An 18,796-nucleotide genomic window follows, 5' to 3' on the forward strand; every position below is an offset into this window, starting at 1 on the left:
CCACCTGTGCGGTGCAGCCACTGGCAGACTCTCAGGCCGGGTGGCAGAGGCACGGGGCAGTTTCAGCCTCTTCAATGACCCGTTCCCCCAGCCTGGCAGCCGGATGCTCTGCCGCACGTTACAGATAAAGCCCGCCACTCACACCACGGGCGCACAGCAGAGTCCGCTCGACCTGTCCGGCACGGAACCCTTCATCACTCTGCTCCACGGTGACGCGCAGGCGTTCACCTGCCTGGGCATCGTCCGGCATACCGGTGACATCGACCCGGTAGGCACCGTCCCCAGTGTCGTCCGGAGTGGTGACGACCGCCCAACGTCCCATCCCGTTGGTGGAGCGCTCCCCGATCATGCCGAGCACCCTGTAAGGATCATCCGCCGACCCAATGTCCGCATACTCGCCGGTGACATCCTCGACCCCACCGAAGTAAAAGAGGTGTGCGCTGGGCATCCAGCCCTGGACCCCGTCGAGGCTGACTTCAGCCCAGTAACCCTCGTCCGGCAGGGTGGTGTTGTTCCACTCCCTCCCGGCAAGTTCCACAGACCCGGTGCGCCACACCTGGGAGACCTGTCCGGCCTCGAGGCTTGGCTGCGCCCTGATGATCTCGGGGGCCATCGCAGCATCGAGGCCGGCGACCCCGACCACAGCGCCCTCGTTGGAGAAATAGGTCTCCACCTGCTCGCCGGGCACCGTCACCTCGCCGGGCGGAGTGCCACTGCCACCGGGATCGGGTTCACCAGGAGCGATACTGCCTGACTCTCCACCGTCGTCGTTGTCGGCAGGCACCATGGTCTCGGTGACGGTGGTCTCCGAGGCACCGTCGTCTCGTATATCAGCATCGTCCCCGCCGTTTCCGCACGCCCCCAGTATCAACGCGGTGCATGCCCCCAGGGTCAGAACCGGTCCCCTTCTTCGGTCCCACATTACAGCTCACCTTCGATCATCATCGTGTGTTTCTGTACTACCCATACAATCGGGGTGACGTGGACAAACGTTAGCGACCTGCACCCGCAGGCGCCCCGCTACAGGTCCAACCCGATGTCCAACGCCGTGACCGAATGGGTCAACGCCCCCACGGCCAGCGAATCCACCCCGGCCGCGGCATACTCGCCGGCGACGTCCAGAGTCAGACCACCGGACGATTCCAGCAGCACACCCGGCGCGATCCCGTCGCGCATCCGCACCGCTGCCACAGTGTCGGGTACCGCGAAGTTATCCAGCAGCACCTGGTGTGGCGGCACGTCCACCGACAGCACCGCACGCAACTGGTCCAGGTCATCGACCTCGACCTCGCACCACAGTTCCGGGTTGTCCGCACGCACCGCCAGATAGGCGGCGACGACTCCCCCACCGGCGACAACATGATTGTCCTTGACCATGGCCTGGTCGGACAGGTTGTAGCGGTGCGGGGTCCCTCCGCCGTGCACGACGGCCCGCTTCTGCAGCAGCCGAAGCCCGGGCAGTGTCTTACGGGAGTCCCGCACGACGGTGCCGGAGCCAGGAACCGAGACCGCCTCCACCCATGCGGCGGTGTGCGTCGCCACGCCCGAGGCATGGGACAGCACGTTGAGCACGGTGCGCTCCAACTGCAGGATCGCCCGCACCGGCCCGCTCAGGGTTCCCACCACCGAACCCGCAGTGACCTGTCTTCCGTTCGCCACCGGCTCCTTCAGGTCCACCCTGCCACCAAGGACGGGGTAGGACGCGCCCGCCTCAAGTACCGCCTGGACGGCGTCGATGCCGGAAACGACTCCGCGCTGGCGTGCCACCAGACGTCCACTGCCGATCAGGTCCTCCGGGATCGTGGCCAGCGTTGTGGCGTCCCCGGAGGCAATGTCCTCCTGCAGCGCCGCCCACGCCAGAGCCGAGAACAGCGTGGGGTCACCGTCGAGCGCACCGAGGTCGGTGTCGGGAACTGTGACCGTCACTCGCCTCCTCCCGGCGTGCCGACCGAGATCATCCGTTCGACGGCCCGCCTGGCCTTGTCAGCGACGTCGACCTCGACGTCGACCTCGTCGGTTCCCAGCGCCAGGCACCGCAGCAACGCCGCCGGGGTGATCATCTTCATGTAGGGGCAGGACGCCCGCTCGTTCACCGGCGCGAAGTCCACCTCCGGCGCCACGCCGCGCAGCTGATGCAGCATACCGACCTCAGTGGCGACGAGTACCGTGCCGCGCCCTGCCTCACCGGCGGTCTTCGCACTGGTCAGCATCTCACCGGTGGAGAGCATGTGGACCCGTTCCGGATCGATCACCCCTTCCCCCGCCAGGTAGATCGCGGAGTTCGCGCATCCGCATTCCGGGTGGATGAAGAGGTCTGCGTCGGGGTTTTCCTCGGCACGACGCGCCAGTTCCGGCCCGGAGATTCCGGCGTGGACGTGACATTCCCCGGCCCAGACGTGGATGTTGTCCCGGCCGGTCTGGCGTCGCACATGGGCGCCGAGGAACTGGTCGGGGCCGAAGAGGATCTCCCGGTCCGCGGGCAGGCCCGCCACAACGTCCACGGCGTTGGAACTGGTGCAGCACACATCGGTGAGCCCCTTCACTGCAGCGGTCGTGTTAATGTAGCTGACGACCACGGCATCGGGGTGTTCGGACTTCCACTCCGCGAGTTCGTCTGCGGTGAGGGAGTCCGCCAGGGAGCACCCTGCGTCCTCGTCGGGGATCAGGACGGTCTTGTCCGGGGAGAGGATCTTGGCCGTTTCAGCCATGAAGTGCACCCCACAGAAGACGATGACGTCGGCGTCCGTCTCGGCGGCGATCCGTGACAGGGCGAGGGAGTCCCCGGTGTGGTCGGCGATGTCCTGGATCTCCGGCAGCTCGTAGTTGTGGGCCAAGATCACCGCGTTGCGCCGTTCTTTGAGACGACAGATCTCCGCGGCCCACTCCTCGTCGCCGACGACGCCCTCCCACCGTCCGATGTCGCCCTCGGGACCGGTGTGGCCCGGAGCGCGGAAGACCCTCTCCAACAGGGGACTCCCGAATTGTTCAACAGTCGTCACAGTCATGTCCGGTGATGATATCCGAAACCACCGCGCGCCGGGTGGTTTCGCGACGTATCCTCAACCTCGTGAGTACTCCACGACCCGCGGTGCGCGAGGCGGTAGCGCACCTTGACGCCCCGTTTTCCGTCCTCGACCTGGACAATGCGCTGGCCAACGCTGGCGACATGGTCCGGCGTGCAGCAGGCACCCCGATCCGGCTGGCAACCAAGTCGGTGCGTATCCGCCCCCTGATTCAGCGGCTGTTGACGATCGACGGCATCGCGGGGCTGCTGTCCTATTCCCTCGGCGAAGCGCTGTGGTTGGCGGACGAGGGCATCTGTGACGACATTCTCGTCGCCTACCCCAGTGCTGACCGCCAGTTGCTCCACCAGCTGATGTGCGGCGAAGCCTACCTGCGCTCGATCACGGTGATGGTCGATTCGGCGGAACACCTGGATTTCATCGACGCCGTCGTCCCACCCACCGAACGCGGGAACCTGCGGGTGTGTATCGACATCGATGCCTCCCTGGCGGTCGGGCCGGTGCATCTGGGCGCACGACGGTCTCCGGTACATACCGTCGGCCAGGCACGTGCCCTGGCCGAACTCATCAGTGACCGCGACGGTTTCACCCTGGTGGGGCTGATGGCCTATGAAGGTCAGATCGCCGGCACGACGGACTCCTCACCACTGGTCTCGGCAGTGAAGCGTCTCTCGGCGAAGGAACTGGCGGGACGGCGTGCCGCAATTGTCGCGGCCGTCAGCGCGGTGGACGGCGACCTGGAGTTCGTCAACGGGGGTGGTACGGGGTCGATCGAGTCCACCGTCGCCGAGGACGCCGTCACGGAGATCGGCGCGGGTTCGGGTGTCGTCGGGCCGGGCCTGTTCGACAACTACTCGTCCTTCCGCCCCCTGTCGGCCGAGTGGTTCGTCCTGCCGGTTGTCCGACGTCCGGCACCGGACTTCATCACTGTCGCCGGGGGTGGACGCATTGCCTCGGGTCCTCCCGGGGCCGACCGGGTACCGGTCATCGACTACCCACGGGGCCTGTCGCTGACCTCGGCAGAGGGCGCCGGCGAAGTACAGACGCCTTTGCGCGGCGACGTAGCCGCGGCGATGAACCTCGGTGACCATGTGTGGTTCCGCCACGCCAAAGCCGGAGAACAGGCCGAGTTCACCGACTCCGTGCTCGTCGTCAGTGACGGCGACATCATCGACGAATGGCCCACCTACCGGGGTGAGGGAAGGATCTTCACATGAGATGGCACAACTGGTCCGGCGGTCAGACTGCCGACCCGGCGCGTTTCGTCCAGCCGACAACCGAGGCCGAGGTCGTCGATGTCGTCCGTCGCGCGGCCGAGGACGGTCTGCGGGTCAAGGCAGTCGGTGCCGGCCACTCCTTCACCCCCGTCGCGGTGACCGACGGTGTCCTGGTCAACCTCGACCACCTCAGTGGCGTTGTCTCGGTCGACAGTGATGCCCTGGAGGTCACTTTCCTCGCCGGCACGCGATTGCGGGACGTTCCCGCCCTGCTACGCCCCCACGGCCTGGCCCTGGCCAATCAGGGGGACGTGGACCCGCAGTCCCTGGCCGGTGCGGTGAGCACCGGAACGCACGGCACCGGGCTCGGATTGACCGGATTCGCCGGGATGGTCCGTGGACTGCGTACCGTCACCGCCGACGGCTCCGTGCACGACGTCAGCCCCGGCGATCCACTCTTCGACCTGGGGAGAGTGTCGCTGGGAGCGTTGGGGATCACTACCCGGATCACGATGTCGGTCGTGGATTCCTTCGTCTTGTCCGCGGTGGAGAAAGCCGAACCGCTGGCTCCCCTGATCGATGAGTTCCCCACCCGTGCCTCGGTCGTGGACCACCTGGAGTACTACTGGTTCCCCGGCACCGACGTGGCGCACGTCAAGACCAATACGCGCTACAGTCTACGGTCTGCAGCCACCGCCGGTCTGCCTCGTCCGGTTCCGCGCTGGCGGTCGGTCATCGACGACGAGCTGGTCAGCAACGCCGCCTTCGGGGCGATGTGCGGACTGATGCACGTGGTACCGCGCACGACCGGAGCGATGAACCGCCTGGCCGCAGCGACGCTGGCACAGCGCGAGTACGCCGACACCGCGCACAATGTATTCGTCTCTCCTCGCCGGGTCCGGTTCAACGAGATGGAGTACGCTGTCCCCCTCGCTGACGCGACCGAGGTCCTCGCCGAGGTGCACCGGATCATCGACGCCTCACGCCTGCCCGTCGGGTTCCCCATCGAGGTTCGCTGCACCGCAGCGGACACCGTCCCGCTCTCGACTGCCAACGGGCGGGATTCCTGCTACATTGCGGTGCACCGCTACCACCGCGACGACTACCGTGAGCTCTTCTCCGTCGTCGAGCCGGTGCTCGTCGCCGCCGGCGGACGTCCACACTGGGGCAAGTTGCACACCCTCGACCACGCCGGCCTGGCCGCCGTGCACCCCGATCTGGGTGCTGTCGCTGACCTGCGCAACCGTGTCGACCCGGACGGGATGTTCCGCAACGCGATGGTCGACCGTGTCTTCGGCCTTTAACTGATCCGTCTCAACCGGTTCGTCCGGCGCGCATGCAGCAGCGTGTCGGTGATGAAGACCAGCAGAGCGACCCAGATGATGGCGAAACCGACCCACCGGGCCGGTTCAATGTGTTCCCCGACCACCAGCACAGCCCAGAGCATCTGCATCACCGGCGTGAGATACTGCAGCATCCCGAGACTGGTCAACGACAGTTCGTGGGCGGCGCGGGCGAAGCACAGCAACGGGAGTGCCGTGATCGCGCCCGCGGTGATCAGCAACAGGGCGTGGCTGACCCCGTGTCCGCCCTGGAGCATCGTGTTTTCGCCCTGGGTCTGCAACCACGCCAGGAACAGCACACCGATCGGCGCGAGTACCGCAGTCTCCGCCGTCAAAGACTGCAGTGGCGTCAGCGGTACACGCTTCTTCAGGAGTCCGTAGCCGGCGAAGGACAGAGCCAGGCCGAGCGACACCACCGGCGGCGAGCCCAGTGCCACCGTGAGGATCACAACGGCCACTCCCGCGATACCGACGGAGACCCACTGCAGGGCCCTCAGCCGCTCCCGCAGCACCAGCACAGCCAGTAACACGCTCACCAGCGGATTGATGAAGTAGCCCAGCGCAGCGTCGGCAACATGGTCATTGTTGACCGCGTAGATGTACAGCCCCCAGTTCCCCGCGATGAGCACCGCGGCCGCCGTGATACGCAGCCAAAGCGACAGAGGAATCCGTCGCGCCCACCGAAAACCGGTGGTGCACGCCATGACCACGACAACGAACGCCAACGTCCACACGAAACGGTGGGCCAGAATCTCCATCGGCACCGCCGGGCGCAGCAGGGGGAAGAAGGCGGGGAAGAACCCCCACATGAGGTAGGCGAGGACACCCCAGATCATCGGAGCTCCTCCCGGTCGGCCACGGTCACCGGACGCAACCCGAACCGTCCGTACGCAGCATCCGGCGGCAACGCCTCCACGGCGAGCACTCCAGGACGCTCACTGAGTGCCTGCAGGTCCGCAGATGTGCCGTGGACCAGAACGCCGAGAACGTCCAGGGAAGGGTCATCCAGCTCGACCCCCGCACTCGCTGCGACCTGTTCGCGGGTGGCGGCGAAGACGTCCGCGCGCCGGTGGCCGTCCGCCGGTTCCGGTATCTCCCACCGTGACTCCGCAGACAGCAGAGTGGAGACCCGCAGCGCGGGCATGCTGGAGAAGATCTCGGCGAGTTCATCCGGGTCGGCCGGCTGCTCCGGAGTCACCAGCGCCCACCGGGCGGCGTCGGAAGGTTCCGCGTCCTGCACCGATTCAGCGGCACGGACAAGATACTCGTCGACGGTCTCACTGTTGTCCGGCCCCAGGACGTCACCGTTGATCGCCTGCGGACGGGACATACGTTCCGAGCTCGCGAGAGCGATCACCGTCACCGCGAGACACACCAGACACACCACTGACAGCCACATGACCCACGCCGGCCGGCGGGTGTCCTCCCACTCACGCCGACGGCGTATCTTGCGGTCCGGCGCGATCCTGCGGGACGGGCGGGATCCGGAGGCCGCCATCAGTTCACCTCCCGCAGCCGGTCGAGAGCCTCGCGGAGATCCGCCGGGTACGGTGACTCGATGTCCATCCAGCTGCCGTTCGGATGGGTGAACCCCAGGTGGACGGCATGGAGCCACTGCCGGTCCAACCCGAGGAACTCGGTGAGCGCCGGGTCGGAGCCGTACATGGGGTCGCCGCAGCACGGATGGTGCAGGGCGGAGAAATGGACGCGGATCTGGTGGGTCCGACCGGTCTCCAGATGCACTTTCACCAGCGTCGCCTGCCGGAATGCCTCGAGAGTTTCGTAGTGGGTGACGGCGTGTCGGCCGTCCTCACGCACCGCGAACTTCCATCCCGCGCCGGGGTGCCGCGCGATGGGCGCATCGATCGTCCCCACCGTCGGGTCCGGATGCCCCTGGACCAGCGCGTGATAGGTCTTGTCCACGGTGCGGTCACGGAACGCCCGCTTAAGCACCGTGTAGGCACGCTCACTGGCGGCGACGACCATCACGCCGGACGTCCCCACGTCCAGCCGGTGCACGATCCCCTTGCGTTCCGGGGGACCGGACGTGGAGATGCGGAAGCCTTCCGCCGCCAGACCCGAGGTCACGGTCGGCCCCTCCCACCCGATCGTCGGATGCGCGGCGACTCCCACCGGCTTGTTCACGGCGATGATGTCGTCGTCGGCGTAGAGGATCTCCATCCCCTCGACGTGCTCCGCGGGCTCGTCGGCGAGGTCCCGCACAGGCTCGGGTAGCGTGACATCCAGCCATGCGCCGGCCACCAGCCTGTCCGACTTGCCTGCCGGACGGTTGTCCTGCGTCACGTCGCCCGCCTCGGCAAGCTCAGCGACGATGGTGCGAGACAGACCGAGCAACTTCGACAGTCCAGCGTCCACACGCATGCCCGCCAACCCGTCGGGCACCGGCATCATGCGGGTCTCCCTGGGACCTGCACTCACGAGGCCTGCACCTCCTGCTCCTCATCCCGCTCCTGTTGCCGACTCTTCTTCGGTTCGATGATCAGGGCATACACCAGGTACACCACGACCCCGACACTGATCGCAGCATCCGCCACATTGAAGATCGCGAAACTGCCGACCGACACGAAGTCGACGACATGGCCATGCAACCCACCCGGGTCCCGGAAGACCCGGTCAATGAGGTTCCCGGCCGCACCGCCACCGATCATCCCCACCGCAGCAACCGCCCAGGGGTTACGCACCCGAAACGCCAGGACGACGCAGATCACCACGGCAATCATCTGGATCACGGAGAACACCACTGTGGCCCCCTCCCCCATGGAGAAGGCCGCACCGGAGTTGCGGATCAGGTACAGCCGGGCGATGTCGCCGATCACCGGGTACGCCGTCGTCGGCTCGAGGTTCTCCACGACGAGCCACTTGGTGAGTTGATCGACGGCGACGATGCCGATCAGCGGGAAAAGCGCCCAGGGTCGGACGTTGAAAACAGTCACGGCGTCGATCTTATCGCGTCTCCACCTCTGGACCTCAGTTGGTGCGCCGCCAGTTGGTACGCTGACGGGCGTGCGCACTCTACGACGCGTGTCCCTGCGACGGGCACTTCTGCCGACACTGATGACCACCCTGCTGACCGGATCGGTCCTCACCGCGTGTTCCTCCGATGATGACGCCTCACCCGAAGCCCCCGTCGATGCCCCGGTCTCCGGGGTGTCCGTGACCGTCGACGACACCGGCGACGCCCCCAGGGAGCCGTTGGTCTGGTTCAGCGACCCCGGGGAAAAAGAGACGGTCTTCCGGGCGACGCAGGGCTGGGGCCAGACCACCGAGGGTGACGACGATGAAGAGGGAGAGGACGACCTCCCCTACGACGATGTCACCATGGAAGTCCCAGTTAGCGCGTCGAGCTCGACGGACGGGAATGAACTGGAAGCCACCGTGGTCGCCGGGCGTCCCACCGGAGACAACACCGACGGAAACGACGACCTGGCCACGGCCGAAGGGTTCACCATGAACCAGAAGTACAACCAGGACGGGAGGGTGACATCCCGTGGATTCTCCGCCCCGGAAGGCGCATCGGACGCAGCGCGGTCCAATGTGGAACGGTCTTTCACTCAGATGACGGACATACCGGTCGTCTTCCCCGCCGACGATCTCGGCGTCGGCGCACGATGGACCGTGACCGGACAGGTCGACGACCAGATGCTCGGGGTCTCGATGAGACAGGGGGTTACCTACACTCTGCTCTCACGAGAAGGGTCGCGCATCGAACTGGACGTCAATGTCGAACGCACCCCGTCAGTTCAGAGAATGTCGGGTTCCGACTTGACGGTCACCGATTCCAGCAGTGAATCCAACGGGAACATCACCGTCGACCTGCGCCGCCCGGTGCCCGTGTCAGGGATGATCGAGACCACGACCAGCGTGACGTACGGTGAGACCGACTCCGCGGTCACCGTGGTGCAGACCTCGCGCACGAGGTCGAGCTGGGAACCGGCTTAGGCCGCGGGTTCTGCAGCCGGAGCGTCACCTTCCGGTGCAGGGGCGTCACCCTCCGGTGCCGGGGCGTCCTCAAGGAACGGTGCACATGAATCGGGTACCTGGTCCGGCGCCACGTTACTGACCAGGGTGCACGCCCATTCCTGGGACAGCTTCCACTGGCCGTTGTCGTTGACAAATTTCACGCCGTCCATCCTCACCGGTTCGGCGTCCGGCTGAATGAGATTCATGGTCGCGGTGACCTCCTGTGGCGTGATTCCCGGGAGGATAGGATCAACGACCTCGAACGTTGCGCCGGACTCCTGCTGTGACTGCATCATCACGTCAAAGAGCTCCACGGCTTGCTCCCCGTTCTCCACGGTGTCAGCCTTCTCCTCGGCCGGCACGTCCGGGGCTACGGCGCGGTCAAGAATCTCCCCGAGTTCCTGGGCCGTAGGCAGCGGGGTCTGCTCGGTCGTCTGCTCGGCAGTGGTCTCGGCGGCAGTGTTGTCGTCGGCGTCGTCTGAGGAACAGGCGGTCGCGGACAGCCCGGCGGTGATGGCGATAGCTGCAGCGATAGCGCGGGTTCGCTTCAATGATCTCACGGTGACGAGGCTCCTTTTGCGTGTGGATGTACAACGGATGACGAGAGTCTACCGTCGATCAGACGGTAGCCTTGAAATCCGTGACTGACACGACTGCTGACACGCCCACCGTGCTCGCCACCGGCGGCACGATCTCCTGCGCCTCTGACTCTCACGGGGACCTGGTGCCCACCCGTGGCATTCGCACCCTTCTCCACGATGCCGGCATCCCCTGTTCCTCCGTGACGGCCCGGGACGTCCTACGGCTGGATTCGTCAACGATGGGGCTTGCCGACCTCGACGCGCTTCTCACCGAGATCCATGCCGCACAAGAACACGGGCCTGTGGTCGTCACCCACGGCACCGACTCCATGGAGGAGACGGCGATGGCCGTCGACCGTCTGGTCGGCGGCCGGGTCGTCCTCACCGGTGCCCAGCGCCCTGCGGACGACGCCTCGCCGGACGGACCCGGAAACCTCCGTGATGCCGTGGCAGCAGCGCCGCGCATTGACGCCCCGAGCGTGGTCTTCGGCGGCCGGACGTCGCCCGCCTACGGCGTCCGGAAGATCCACACCACCGCGGATGTGGCATTCGACGCCCCCACCATCCTCCGTCCGGCCCCTCTGTCTGTCGCACCAGTGCCGTTGGACGGTCTCCGCGTTGACGTCATCGCCGCGTACCAGGGCGCCGATCCCGCCGCGGTCGAGTCTGCGCTGGGCGCCGGGGCCGACGGTATCGTCATCGCCGCGTTCGGGTCAGGCAACGTGGGGGTCCTGGCCGACGGCGTCGCCGATGCCTTGGCCGACGGGTTTCCGGTGGTGGTGGCCAGCCGCGTCCCAGCAGGTGGAGTACAGCTGGTCTACGGCGGCGCCGGCGGCGGACGCAGTCTCGCCAGGGCAGGAATCCGGCCCGCCGGCGAACTCACGCCGCCACAGGCGCGGATGGAGCTCCTGTGCGAACTGGCGGTGAAACGCGCACAGCTGCTCCGCTAGCGAAGACTGTCCAGCGGGTCAGCAGGACGGAGATCCGGATCATCGACGGCCAGTGACCTCGCTTTTCCGGGGCCTGTCGACCGGGTCTCGAACCGCACGCTGACCACTCCTGCCCCGGTACCCTGGACCCAACCGTGCCCGAACTCCACGTGGTGCACATCCACAGTCGGGCGCCAGGACGCCGGCTGCACTTGGTGTTCTTCCGTCTCCTCGTCCGTCGCCCCATCGACCTCTGACTCGGTGGTGACCTCTGCTCCCGGGTCGAGCGAACCGGGTTCGGGGAAGAGAACGGCCTGCCGTTCCTCGGTGAGTCCGGAGAGGCTCACACCGACGAGCCGTACTGCGCCCGAGACCTCGGGACGCGGGACGACCGAGCGTGCTGCGGCGATGATCTCGTCCAGATCATCTGTCGGTGTGACCAGCGTCGTGGACCGGGTGTGAGCCTTGAAATCTGCGGTCCGGGTCTTCACCGTGACCGTCCTCGCTGCACGCCCGTCGCCGAGCAGACGGTGCCGTGCCGCAGTCGCCGCACGCACCAGGACCGGGTCCACTTCCACGGTCGTGGTCGCGTCAGTCTCAAGCGTGCGCTCCGCAGACACCTGCTTGGCCCGAGCGCGAGGAGCGACAGGTCGTGAATCACGGCCGCGTGCGTACCCTTGAACCTGCAGACCGACCGAGCCGAGTAATCCTTTGACGTCGATATCGTCCATGTCGGTGAACTCGCCGATCGTCGTGACCCCGACCTCAGCCAACTTGTTCTGTGCAACCGGGCCGATGCCCCACAACTCACCGACTGGACGAGACGCGAAAACCTCCGCCCGTCGTTCGATACCCACGACTGTCACACCATGGGGTTTGGCAAGGTCGGACGCCATCTTGGCATCCAGTTTCGTGGATGCCACACCGATGGAGCACGGCAGTCCGACCTCGCCGTCAACTCGGGACTGCAGATCCTGCGCCCAGCGCTCGACCTCCTGCGGAGTGCATCCCGCCAATGATTCGGGCTCAACGAAACCTTCGTCGACACTCAACTGCTCGACGGTGTCGCCTTCTCTACCGAGCAACTCGAAAACCTGTGCGGACACGGCGGAGTACACCGCGAACCGCGGCGTCACGACGACGGCTTTCCCACGGCACAGCCGGACCGCCTGCTGCATGGGCATAGCAGACCGAGCTCCGTACACACGGGATTCGTACGAGGCACCCGCAACAACCCCACGCCCTGACGCACCACCCACCAGGACCGGACGCCCGGCCAGCGTCGGCCTGGTCAACTGCTCGACAGAAGCGAAGAATGCGTCCATGTCGAGGTGGACCACCCACCGCTGCCTGGTGTTCATGCCTCCGATTCTAGGCAGTACGTTGTCCGGTGCCCTCAAAAAGGCACCAGCTCTTCCGCCTCCGCCGCGGCGGCTTCGATGTCTGCGAGCCACTGCATCCTCGCCTCGTTATGGCTCGCCAGCGTCCGGACCTTGCGGTGCAGGCGTGCATCAAAGTCAAGGACAGCCTCCGCCAACGGTCCTGTCGGCATCGAGACATAGACGTGCCCGTCCTCCACGCTGGTCCACCAGTCCGAACCGTCCGGATTGAGAGTGACGTCGTACAGGCCCCGCGTCTTGAGACTGTGACACCCGGGGCATAAGGAATGCATCGCCCACGTCGCAGTCTTCCCGCCCGGACAGGCGTCCTCAACGTCTCCGTCGACCCACCGGGCGACATGATCGAGCTGGGATGTGGCGGCAGGACTGTCGCATCCCGGGAACCTGCAGGTACCGTCCCTGCCGGTATCGGTCGCGCGCTGATGCTCGGACGGGGAGTATCCGGAGACCTCACTGTGACCGACGACGCACAGGTCTGTGACCCGCGCCATCCACCGCTCAGTGGCAACTTCATGCAGCCACGTACTCTCCAGGTGCATTCGGCCATTGTCCAGGTTCCGGTAGCAGTTCAGCGTGACAGCCACATCGCCGGCCCTCCCGTGAACCAGGTCAAGTAGCGCACGGGCCCGACTACACTTCCGGGCGGCTGCGACTGCGTCAATAATGCGGATCATGCCCACCCCCTCGTCTGTCGGAACGGTGACGTGGAACGTCGTAGCCGCATCCCGGCGTGCATCCACACCGAAATCGAGCTGATGCTGCGGCGGTGGTGGTTCACCTCGGCCTTCCGGGTCAAGAGGACGTGCCGACGGCTGGATCTCAGCAATGACCTGCTGCGCCAGCCGGCGCAGTGTAATCACTCCGGGCACCACCTGACGTGGCATGACAGGGGTCACTAGAGCCACGATGCCGCGCTCAACCTCCTCGAGGTGCTCGTCGTCCACCGCCGCGACCGAGTCAGCAAGCGCCCGGAGGTGATCAAAGGAGAACGCGCCACCCTGCAGGTGTCGCCCCAACACGCTCATCCGGGTGATCATCGTGCCAATGTCGCAGTAGGCCAGCGCTTTCCCCTTGGACACCCCGAGCCCCCCAGACAGCATCCTGACATGTCTGGACACCTCACTGGACGGCGTCGGCGCCGCGTCGCGCGCAATATCGAGTTCGAGTCGGTTGATCTCCCTCTTCGCGCTGTACATAACCTCCTGAGCACTCACCGCCCAGCACGGCTCATCAAGATTCTCCTCGACATATTCGACATCGCAGTCGAGACACAGCTCCTCGTAATCGCGTTCGATGACACCCAGATCTGCTCCGCCCTGCACCATGTTCTTCCCCTCACCGCTACGGATACCACCCTTAACCGCTCTCAAGTTTACCGAACGGGTGTTCGATACGCAAGGACGAAAAGAGCCCCCGAACAGTTTCCCTGCCCGGGGGCCCTACGTGCAGCTACGCCTTGACGAGATCAGCAGACACGCCGTCACCCACGTCGTGGGGCAAGGTCTCTCCGACAACCACCGACACGGACGTCGCCAACACTTCACCAGCGATCGTCTCGGTGTGTTCGTCGGCCCAGACCTTCTTCTCCTCCGGCACCGACAGCGTCAGCGTGATGCGGTCGGAGACGTCAAAGCCGGATGCCTTACGCGCATCCTGCACGCCACGGACCCGATCAGCGGCCCACCCCTCTGCCTCAAGTTCCGGAGTCACGGTGGTGTCGAGGACGACGAGGCCGTCCCCACCCGGGATCTCGGCAGTATTCTCCGGGTCGACCGCCACGAGCTTGCGGTTGAACTCGCCGTCGACCAGCTCGATGCCGTCGGCCGTCACCGTCCCGTCCTCCGCAACGGTGTAGTTGCCGGTCTTGACCGCCTTGATCACCTTCTGGACGTCCTTGCCCAGCCGCGGCCCGGCGGCGCGAGCGTTGACCACCACGTCGAAGCGCCCTACGGACGATACGTCGTCAGTCAGTGTTACATCCTTGACATTCACCTCGTCACGGATAATCGACGCGAAATCTGCCAACGCATTGGACTCGGGCAACGCCACGGTGAGCCCCGGCAGCGGGAGCCGGTTGCGCAACTTGTGCGACTTGCGCAACGACGACGTTGCCGAGCACACGCCACGCACCGCATCCATGGAGGCCACCAGTGCCTCGTCCGCCGGGAGGTCGTCCGCGGAAGGCCAGTCGGTGAGGTGCACCGAACGTTCGCCGGTCAAGCCCCGCCAGATGACCTCCGTCGTCATCGGCAGCAACGGTGCCGCAACGCGGCACAGCGTCTCCAGCACCGTGTACAGCGTGTTGAACGCTTCCGGGTGCCCGTTCTCGCCGGAGTCACCAGCCCAGAAACGGTCGCGGGAGCGCCGTACGTACCAGTTGGTCAACACATCACAGAACTGACGGATCTCATCAGTGGCGGAGGCGATGTCCGTCGCGTCCAACGCACCGGTGACCGCCGAAACAGTGTCGTGCAGCTTGGCCAGAATGTACCGGTCCAACACATTCGACGACGTGGTGTCCCGACGCGCCGGAGTGTGCGCGTACAGCCGCAGGAACGAGTAGGCATTCCACATCGGCAACATCGCCTGGCGCACTCCCTCACGGATGCCCTGTTCAGTCACAATGAGGTTGCCACCACGCAGGATCGGCGAACTCATCAGGAACCACCGCATCGCGTCCGAGCCGTCGCGGTCGAAGACTTCGTTGACGTCGGGGTAGTTCCCCTTCGACTTCGACATCTTCAGTCCGTCGTCGCCCAGCACAATGCCATGCGACACAACCTTGGTGAAAGCGGGACGGTCGAACAGTGCGGTCGACAACACGTGCAGGAGGTAGAACCACCCGCGGGTCTGCCCGATGTACTCCACGATGAAATCTGCCGGTGAATGGGAGTCGAACCACTCCTTGTTCTCGAACGGGTAGTGCACCTGTGCGAACGGCATCGAACCGGAGTCGAACCACACGTCGAGGACGTCCGGAACGCGACGCATCGTCGACTGCCCTGTGGGGTCGTCCGGGTTGGGCCTGGTCAGCTCGTCGATGTAGGGACGGTGCAGCGACTCCGGGCGCACTCCGAAGTCTGCCTCCAACTCATCGAGCGAACCGTACACGTCGATGCGCGGATACTGGTCGTTGTCCGACACCCACACAGGAATCGGCGAGCCCCAGTAGCGTGAGCGGGAGATGTTCCAGTCACGGGCACCCTCGAGCCATTTGCCGAACTGTCCGTCACGGATATGCTCCGGGATCCACTCGATCTGTTCGTGGTTCAGCTCCACCATCCGGTCCCGGAACGAGGAGACGGACACGAACCAGCTCGGCAGTGCCATGTAGATCAGCGGTTCACCGGAGCGCCAGGAGTGCGGGTAAGAGTGCTCGATGGTCTGGTGACGCACCACCCTTCCCGCAGCCTTGAGGTCACGGATGATGTCCTTGTTCGCGTCGAAGACCAACTGGCCCTCATAGTCGGGTACAAGGGAGGTGAACTTGCCGTCCATGTCCACCGGCACCACGGTGTCGATCCCTGCCGCATTGCAGGTGGTCATGTCGTCCTCACCGAAGGCAGGTGCCTGGTGGACGACACCGGTACCGTCCTCGGTGGTGACATAGTCCGCAGCCAGGACACGGAACGGCCGCTTCTCCCCCCACTCGGCGCGGTCCGCGAAGTAGTCGAAGATCGGCTCGTAGGTCAGCCCGACCAACTGCTCGCCGACGAACTCCGCCACCACCTCGGCAGCCTCACCCAGCTCACTGTTGTAGGCAGCCATCAGGTCCTTCGCCAGCAGGACGGTACGACCGACGACCGCATCAGCTCCGCCTTCGGCGACGCTAACCAGCACATAGGTGACCGACGGGTTAACTGCCAGGGCAAGGTTCGACGGCAACGTCCAGGGTGTCGTCGTCCACGCCAACGCTGACGCCTCAGCAAGCTCCGGGTGTGCCGCCAACGTCTCCACCGCGGCGGTGCCCGGGTGGGCGCCGGTGACCGGGAATGTCACGGTCAGAGTGGGGTCCTGGCGCATCTTGTAGGAGTCGTCCAGGCGGGTCTCCTGGTTCGACAACGGGGTGTGCTCCGCCCAGGAATAAGGCAGCACCCGGAAGCCCTGGTAGATCAGGCCCTTGTCGTACAGGTTCTTGAACGCCCAGATCACCGACTCCATGTACGACAGGTCCATGGTCTTGTACCCGTTGTCGAAGTCCACCCACCGGGCCTGGCGAGTGACGTATTCTTTCCATTCATCGGTATACCGCAGCACCGACGTCGCGCAGTACTCGTTGAACGACGCCAGGCCCATCTTCTCGATGTCGCCCTTGTCGGTGATGCCGAGCTGCTTCTCCGCCTCCAGCTCCGCGGGCAGGCCGTGGGTGTCCCAGCCGAAGACTCGCGGGACGCGGTAGCCGCGCATGGTCTTGTAGCGCGGGACGATGTCCTTGACATATCCGGTCAGCAGGTGACCGTAGTGCGGGAGACCGTTGGCGAACGGCGGGCCGTCGTAGAAGATGTACTCCGGCGAACCCTCACGGTTGTCGAGGGACGCCTGGAAGGTGTCGTCCTGCTTCCAGTAGTCGAGGACGGAGCGTTCCATCGTCGGGAACGAGCTGGTGCCGTTCGACATGTCGGTGTGCGGGTACGCTCCGCCGGCGGGGGTGGTCATCGCGGACTCCTCGTAAGGTCGTGTGCTTTGTCACGGTCCGCGGGGACGTCGCCTGTGCGGCAACGCGGTACCACCCCGCTTGGGTTCCCCGGCGACACCGCCGTGCCGGGAAATCCCGCTTGTTCCTACGGCTGTGACGTGCCGCGACGACGTCCGGTTCTACTCGACCCACCCCGTCCCGGGGCAGACCTTTCTTCCGGATCGCTCCCCGGTGATGGCCGGATCACTGCGATTGAAAAACCCCGCACGGCGGTGCGGGGCCGGTCAGATATGGAGTATACGCCTCACCGTCTCCGGTGGAGAAACAGGTCGACGACGAAAATGACGATTCCCACCACCGCCACCCCGATGCAGATCCACGCCCACAGCGCCGACCCCACGTACAGGGCGACGAGCAGGGCTAGGAACCCCAGCAGGGACATCAAGAGAGACAGTGCGAGCATCGTTACCGCCGTCCGCCGTTTACGTCGTAGACCGGAGAACTACTTCTCGCCGAAGTCGATGTTGGAGTTCGGGGCCGCGGTGCTGCGGCTGTTGAGCTCCTCCAACTGGGACTCCAGGAAGGTCTTCAGACGGGTACGGTACTCCCGCTCGTAGGTGCGCAGTTCCTCGATACGGCTTTCCAGCGCGGTCTGCTGCTTCTTCACCGTGGTCATGATCTCGGTGTGCTTGCGCTCGGCGTCCTGCTGCAGGGCATCCGCCTTCTCCTGGGCGGCGCGGACCTGTGCCTCGGACTGAGCGGTTGCGTCGGAGATCAGGGTCTCGGACTTCTGCGTTGCGTCTGCGACCAGCGTGTCAGCCTTCTGCTGTGCCTCGGCGACCGTCTTGCGCGCTTTCTGGTCCGCCTCGGCGAGCTGCTTCTCGGACCGCTTCTGCGCGTCAGACAGCTGCGAGCTGGCCTTGGAGTTCGCATCCTCGAGGGTGCGGTTGGCCTCACCACGTGCATCGTCCAGCATGGCCTGGGACTCGGACTTGGCGTCTCCGGTGAGTCGGTCCGCCATCTCCTGGGCCATACTCAGAACGCGGGCGGCCTGCATGTGGGTGTCGGCGTTAGCGGTGCCGGACTCCTGCGCCGTCTCCGTGACCGGTGCCTGGGCAGCGGCGGCCGCCGGGGCCTGAGCTGCCTGCGACGACGCGGCCTCGGCACGCTTCTCTGCATCGGCAGCCTTGTTCTCCGCCGCCGCAGCACGCTTCTCGGCCGTGGCGGTGGCGTCCTGTGCCTTCTTCAGCTCGGCTTCGAGCTCGGTGACCCGGGCACGGGCCTCCTCAAGCTCAGCCGCCACCTCGGAATCATCGGACGACGCAGAGGCAGCAGCCGGGGCCGCGACAGCTGCTCCCGACCCCACCTGCCCACGAAGGTCATCATTCTCGTCTTGGAGCTCGGCAAGTGTGTCTTCGACGAGATCGAGGAACTGGTCAACCTCGTCCTCGTTGTAGCCACGCTTGCCGATCGGCGGCTTGCTGAATGCCACGTTATGAACGTCAGCGGGAGTCAACGGCATCGGTAGTTCCCTTCACAGTCGATATGTTCCGCCGGCCGAGGAGGCCGGACAGCGAGTCAGTCACGATCTTATCAGCGACTACGTCCACAAGGCTTCAGGTTCAACCTTATGTGCAGTCTTTCAGGTCAGTTATACAGCAGGGGTTTTCCTACCTGCAAGAATGT

At 65.5% G+C, this 18,796-nt stretch carries 17 protein-coding genes; 4 read left to right on the plus strand and 13 right to left on the minus strand.

Annotated elements, in window-relative coordinates:
- Window positions 1-118: 118 nt before the first annotated feature.
- The 3 genes from CGLY_RS09675 to nadA form a co-directional block, all read right to left on the minus strand.
- Complete coding sequence (locus tag CGLY_RS09675) at window positions 119-922, minus strand: hypothetical protein (protein ID WP_038549056.1); 804 nt, start codon at window positions 920-922, stop codon at window positions 119-121.
- A gap of 98 nt (window positions 923-1,020) precedes the next feature.
- Complete coding sequence (gene nadC / locus CGLY_RS09680) at window positions 1,021-1,926, minus strand: carboxylating nicotinate-nucleotide diphosphorylase (RefSeq protein WP_038549058.1); 906 nt, start codon at window positions 1,924-1,926, stop codon at window positions 1,021-1,023.
- Entirely contained in the window at window positions 1,923-3,005 is a 1,083-nt protein-coding gene (gene nadA / locus CGLY_RS09685) for a quinolinate synthase NadA (protein WP_038549060.1), read from the minus strand. The genes nadC and nadA overlap by 4 nt, the downstream gene beginning before the upstream one ends.
- Window positions 3,006-3,067: 62 nt before the next feature.
- On the opposite strand from nadA, the gene CGLY_RS09690 reads away from it, so the two are divergent.
- Together CGLY_RS09690 and CGLY_RS09695 are read left to right on the plus strand one after the other, a co-directional pair.
- The gene (locus CGLY_RS09690; RefSeq protein ID WP_052540854.1) at window positions 3,068-4,240 is read left to right on the plus strand and encodes an amino acid deaminase/aldolase; all 1,173 of its coding nucleotides are present in this window, start codon (window positions 3,068-3,070) and stop codon (window positions 4,238-4,240) included.
- Window positions 4,237-5,544: a D-arabinono-1,4-lactone oxidase gene (locus tag CGLY_RS09695; protein ID WP_038549064.1), complete on the plus strand. Its 1,308-nt coding sequence runs from the start codon at window positions 4,237-4,239 to the stop codon at window positions 5,542-5,544. The genes CGLY_RS09690 and CGLY_RS09695 overlap by 4 nt, the downstream gene beginning before the upstream one ends.
- Here the strand turns inward: CGLY_RS09695 and rarD are convergent.
- From rarD to lspA, 4 genes are read right to left on the minus strand one after another with little or no spacing between them, the layout of a single operon-like run.
- Complete coding sequence (rarD, locus tag CGLY_RS09700) at window positions 5,541-6,419, minus strand: EamA family transporter RarD (protein WP_038549066.1); 879 nt, start codon at window positions 6,417-6,419, stop codon at window positions 5,541-5,543. The two genes, CGLY_RS09695 and rarD, sit on opposite strands and share 4 nt — an antisense overlap.
- Entirely contained in the window at window positions 6,416-7,081 is a 666-nt protein-coding gene (locus CGLY_RS09705) for a hypothetical protein (protein ID WP_038549068.1), read from the minus strand. The genes rarD and CGLY_RS09705 overlap by 4 nt, the downstream gene beginning before the upstream one ends.
- Entirely contained in the window at window positions 7,081-7,992 is a 912-nt protein-coding gene (locus CGLY_RS09710; RefSeq protein ID WP_038552388.1) for an RluA family pseudouridine synthase, read from the minus strand. Before CGLY_RS09710 ends, CGLY_RS09705 begins: the two co-directional genes overlap by 1 nt.
- A gap of 26 nt (window positions 7,993-8,018) precedes the next feature.
- A complete protein-coding gene (lspA, locus tag CGLY_RS09715) occupies window positions 8,019-8,537 on the minus strand; it encodes a signal peptidase II (RefSeq protein ID WP_038549070.1) in 519 nt (172 codons plus the stop codon).
- A gap of 70 nt (window positions 8,538-8,607) precedes the next feature.
- On the opposite strand from lspA, the gene CGLY_RS09720 reads away from it, so the two are divergent.
- Window positions 8,608-9,543 (plus strand): hypothetical protein, encoded by a 936-nt coding sequence (locus CGLY_RS09720; protein ID WP_038549072.1) that lies wholly within the window; start codon window positions 8,608-8,610, stop codon window positions 9,541-9,543.
- Here the strand turns inward: CGLY_RS09720 and CGLY_RS09725 are convergent.
- Window positions 9,540-10,124, minus strand: coding sequence for a hypothetical protein (locus tag CGLY_RS09725; RefSeq protein ID WP_038549074.1), 585 nt, complete (start codon window positions 10,122-10,124; stop codon window positions 9,540-9,542). The genes CGLY_RS09720 and CGLY_RS09725 overlap by 4 nt on opposite strands.
- Window positions 10,125-10,204: 80 nt before the next feature.
- On the opposite strand from CGLY_RS09725, the gene CGLY_RS09730 reads away from it, so the two are divergent.
- Window positions 10,205-11,095: an asparaginase domain-containing protein gene (locus CGLY_RS09730; protein ID WP_038549076.1), complete on the plus strand. Its 891-nt coding sequence runs from the start codon at window positions 10,205-10,207 to the stop codon at window positions 11,093-11,095.
- Here CGLY_RS09730 and CGLY_RS09735 read toward each other — a convergent pair.
- The 5 genes from CGLY_RS09735 to CGLY_RS09755 all read right to left on the minus strand — a co-directional run bounded on the left by CGLY_RS09735 (window position 11,092) and on the right by CGLY_RS09755 (window position 18,632).
- A complete protein-coding gene (locus CGLY_RS09735) occupies window positions 11,092-12,435 on the minus strand; it encodes a DNA polymerase IV (protein ID WP_038549078.1) in 1,344 nt (447 codons plus the stop codon). The genes CGLY_RS09730 and CGLY_RS09735 overlap by 4 nt on opposite strands.
- A gap of 35 nt (window positions 12,436-12,470) precedes the next feature.
- Window positions 12,471-13,799, minus strand: a complete 1,329-nt coding sequence (locus tag CGLY_RS09740) for an HNH endonuclease signature motif containing protein (protein WP_052539992.1) — start codon at window positions 13,797-13,799, stop codon at window positions 12,471-12,473.
- Between the two features lie 124 nt (window positions 13,800-13,923).
- On the minus strand, window positions 13,924-17,130 hold the full coding sequence (gene ileS, locus CGLY_RS09745; protein WP_038549080.1) for an isoleucine--tRNA ligase: 3,207 nt from the start codon (window positions 17,128-17,130) through the stop codon (window positions 13,924-13,926).
- Window positions 17,131-17,414: 284 nt separating this feature from the next.
- Window positions 17,415-17,573, minus strand: coding sequence for a hypothetical protein (locus CGLY_RS17670; RefSeq protein WP_038549082.1), 159 nt, complete (start codon window positions 17,571-17,573; stop codon window positions 17,415-17,417).
- 39 nt (window positions 17,574-17,612) lie between these two features.
- Window positions 17,613-18,632 (minus strand): DivIVA domain-containing protein, encoded by a 1,020-nt coding sequence (locus CGLY_RS09755; protein WP_038549084.1) that lies wholly within the window; start codon window positions 18,630-18,632, stop codon window positions 17,613-17,615.
- Window positions 18,633-18,796: the final 164 nt, after the last annotated feature.

Source organism: Corynebacterium glyciniphilum AJ 3170 (assembly GCF_000626675.1).
Taxonomy (GTDB): domain Bacteria; phylum Actinomycetota; class Actinomycetes; order Mycobacteriales; family Mycobacteriaceae; genus Corynebacterium; species Corynebacterium glyciniphilum.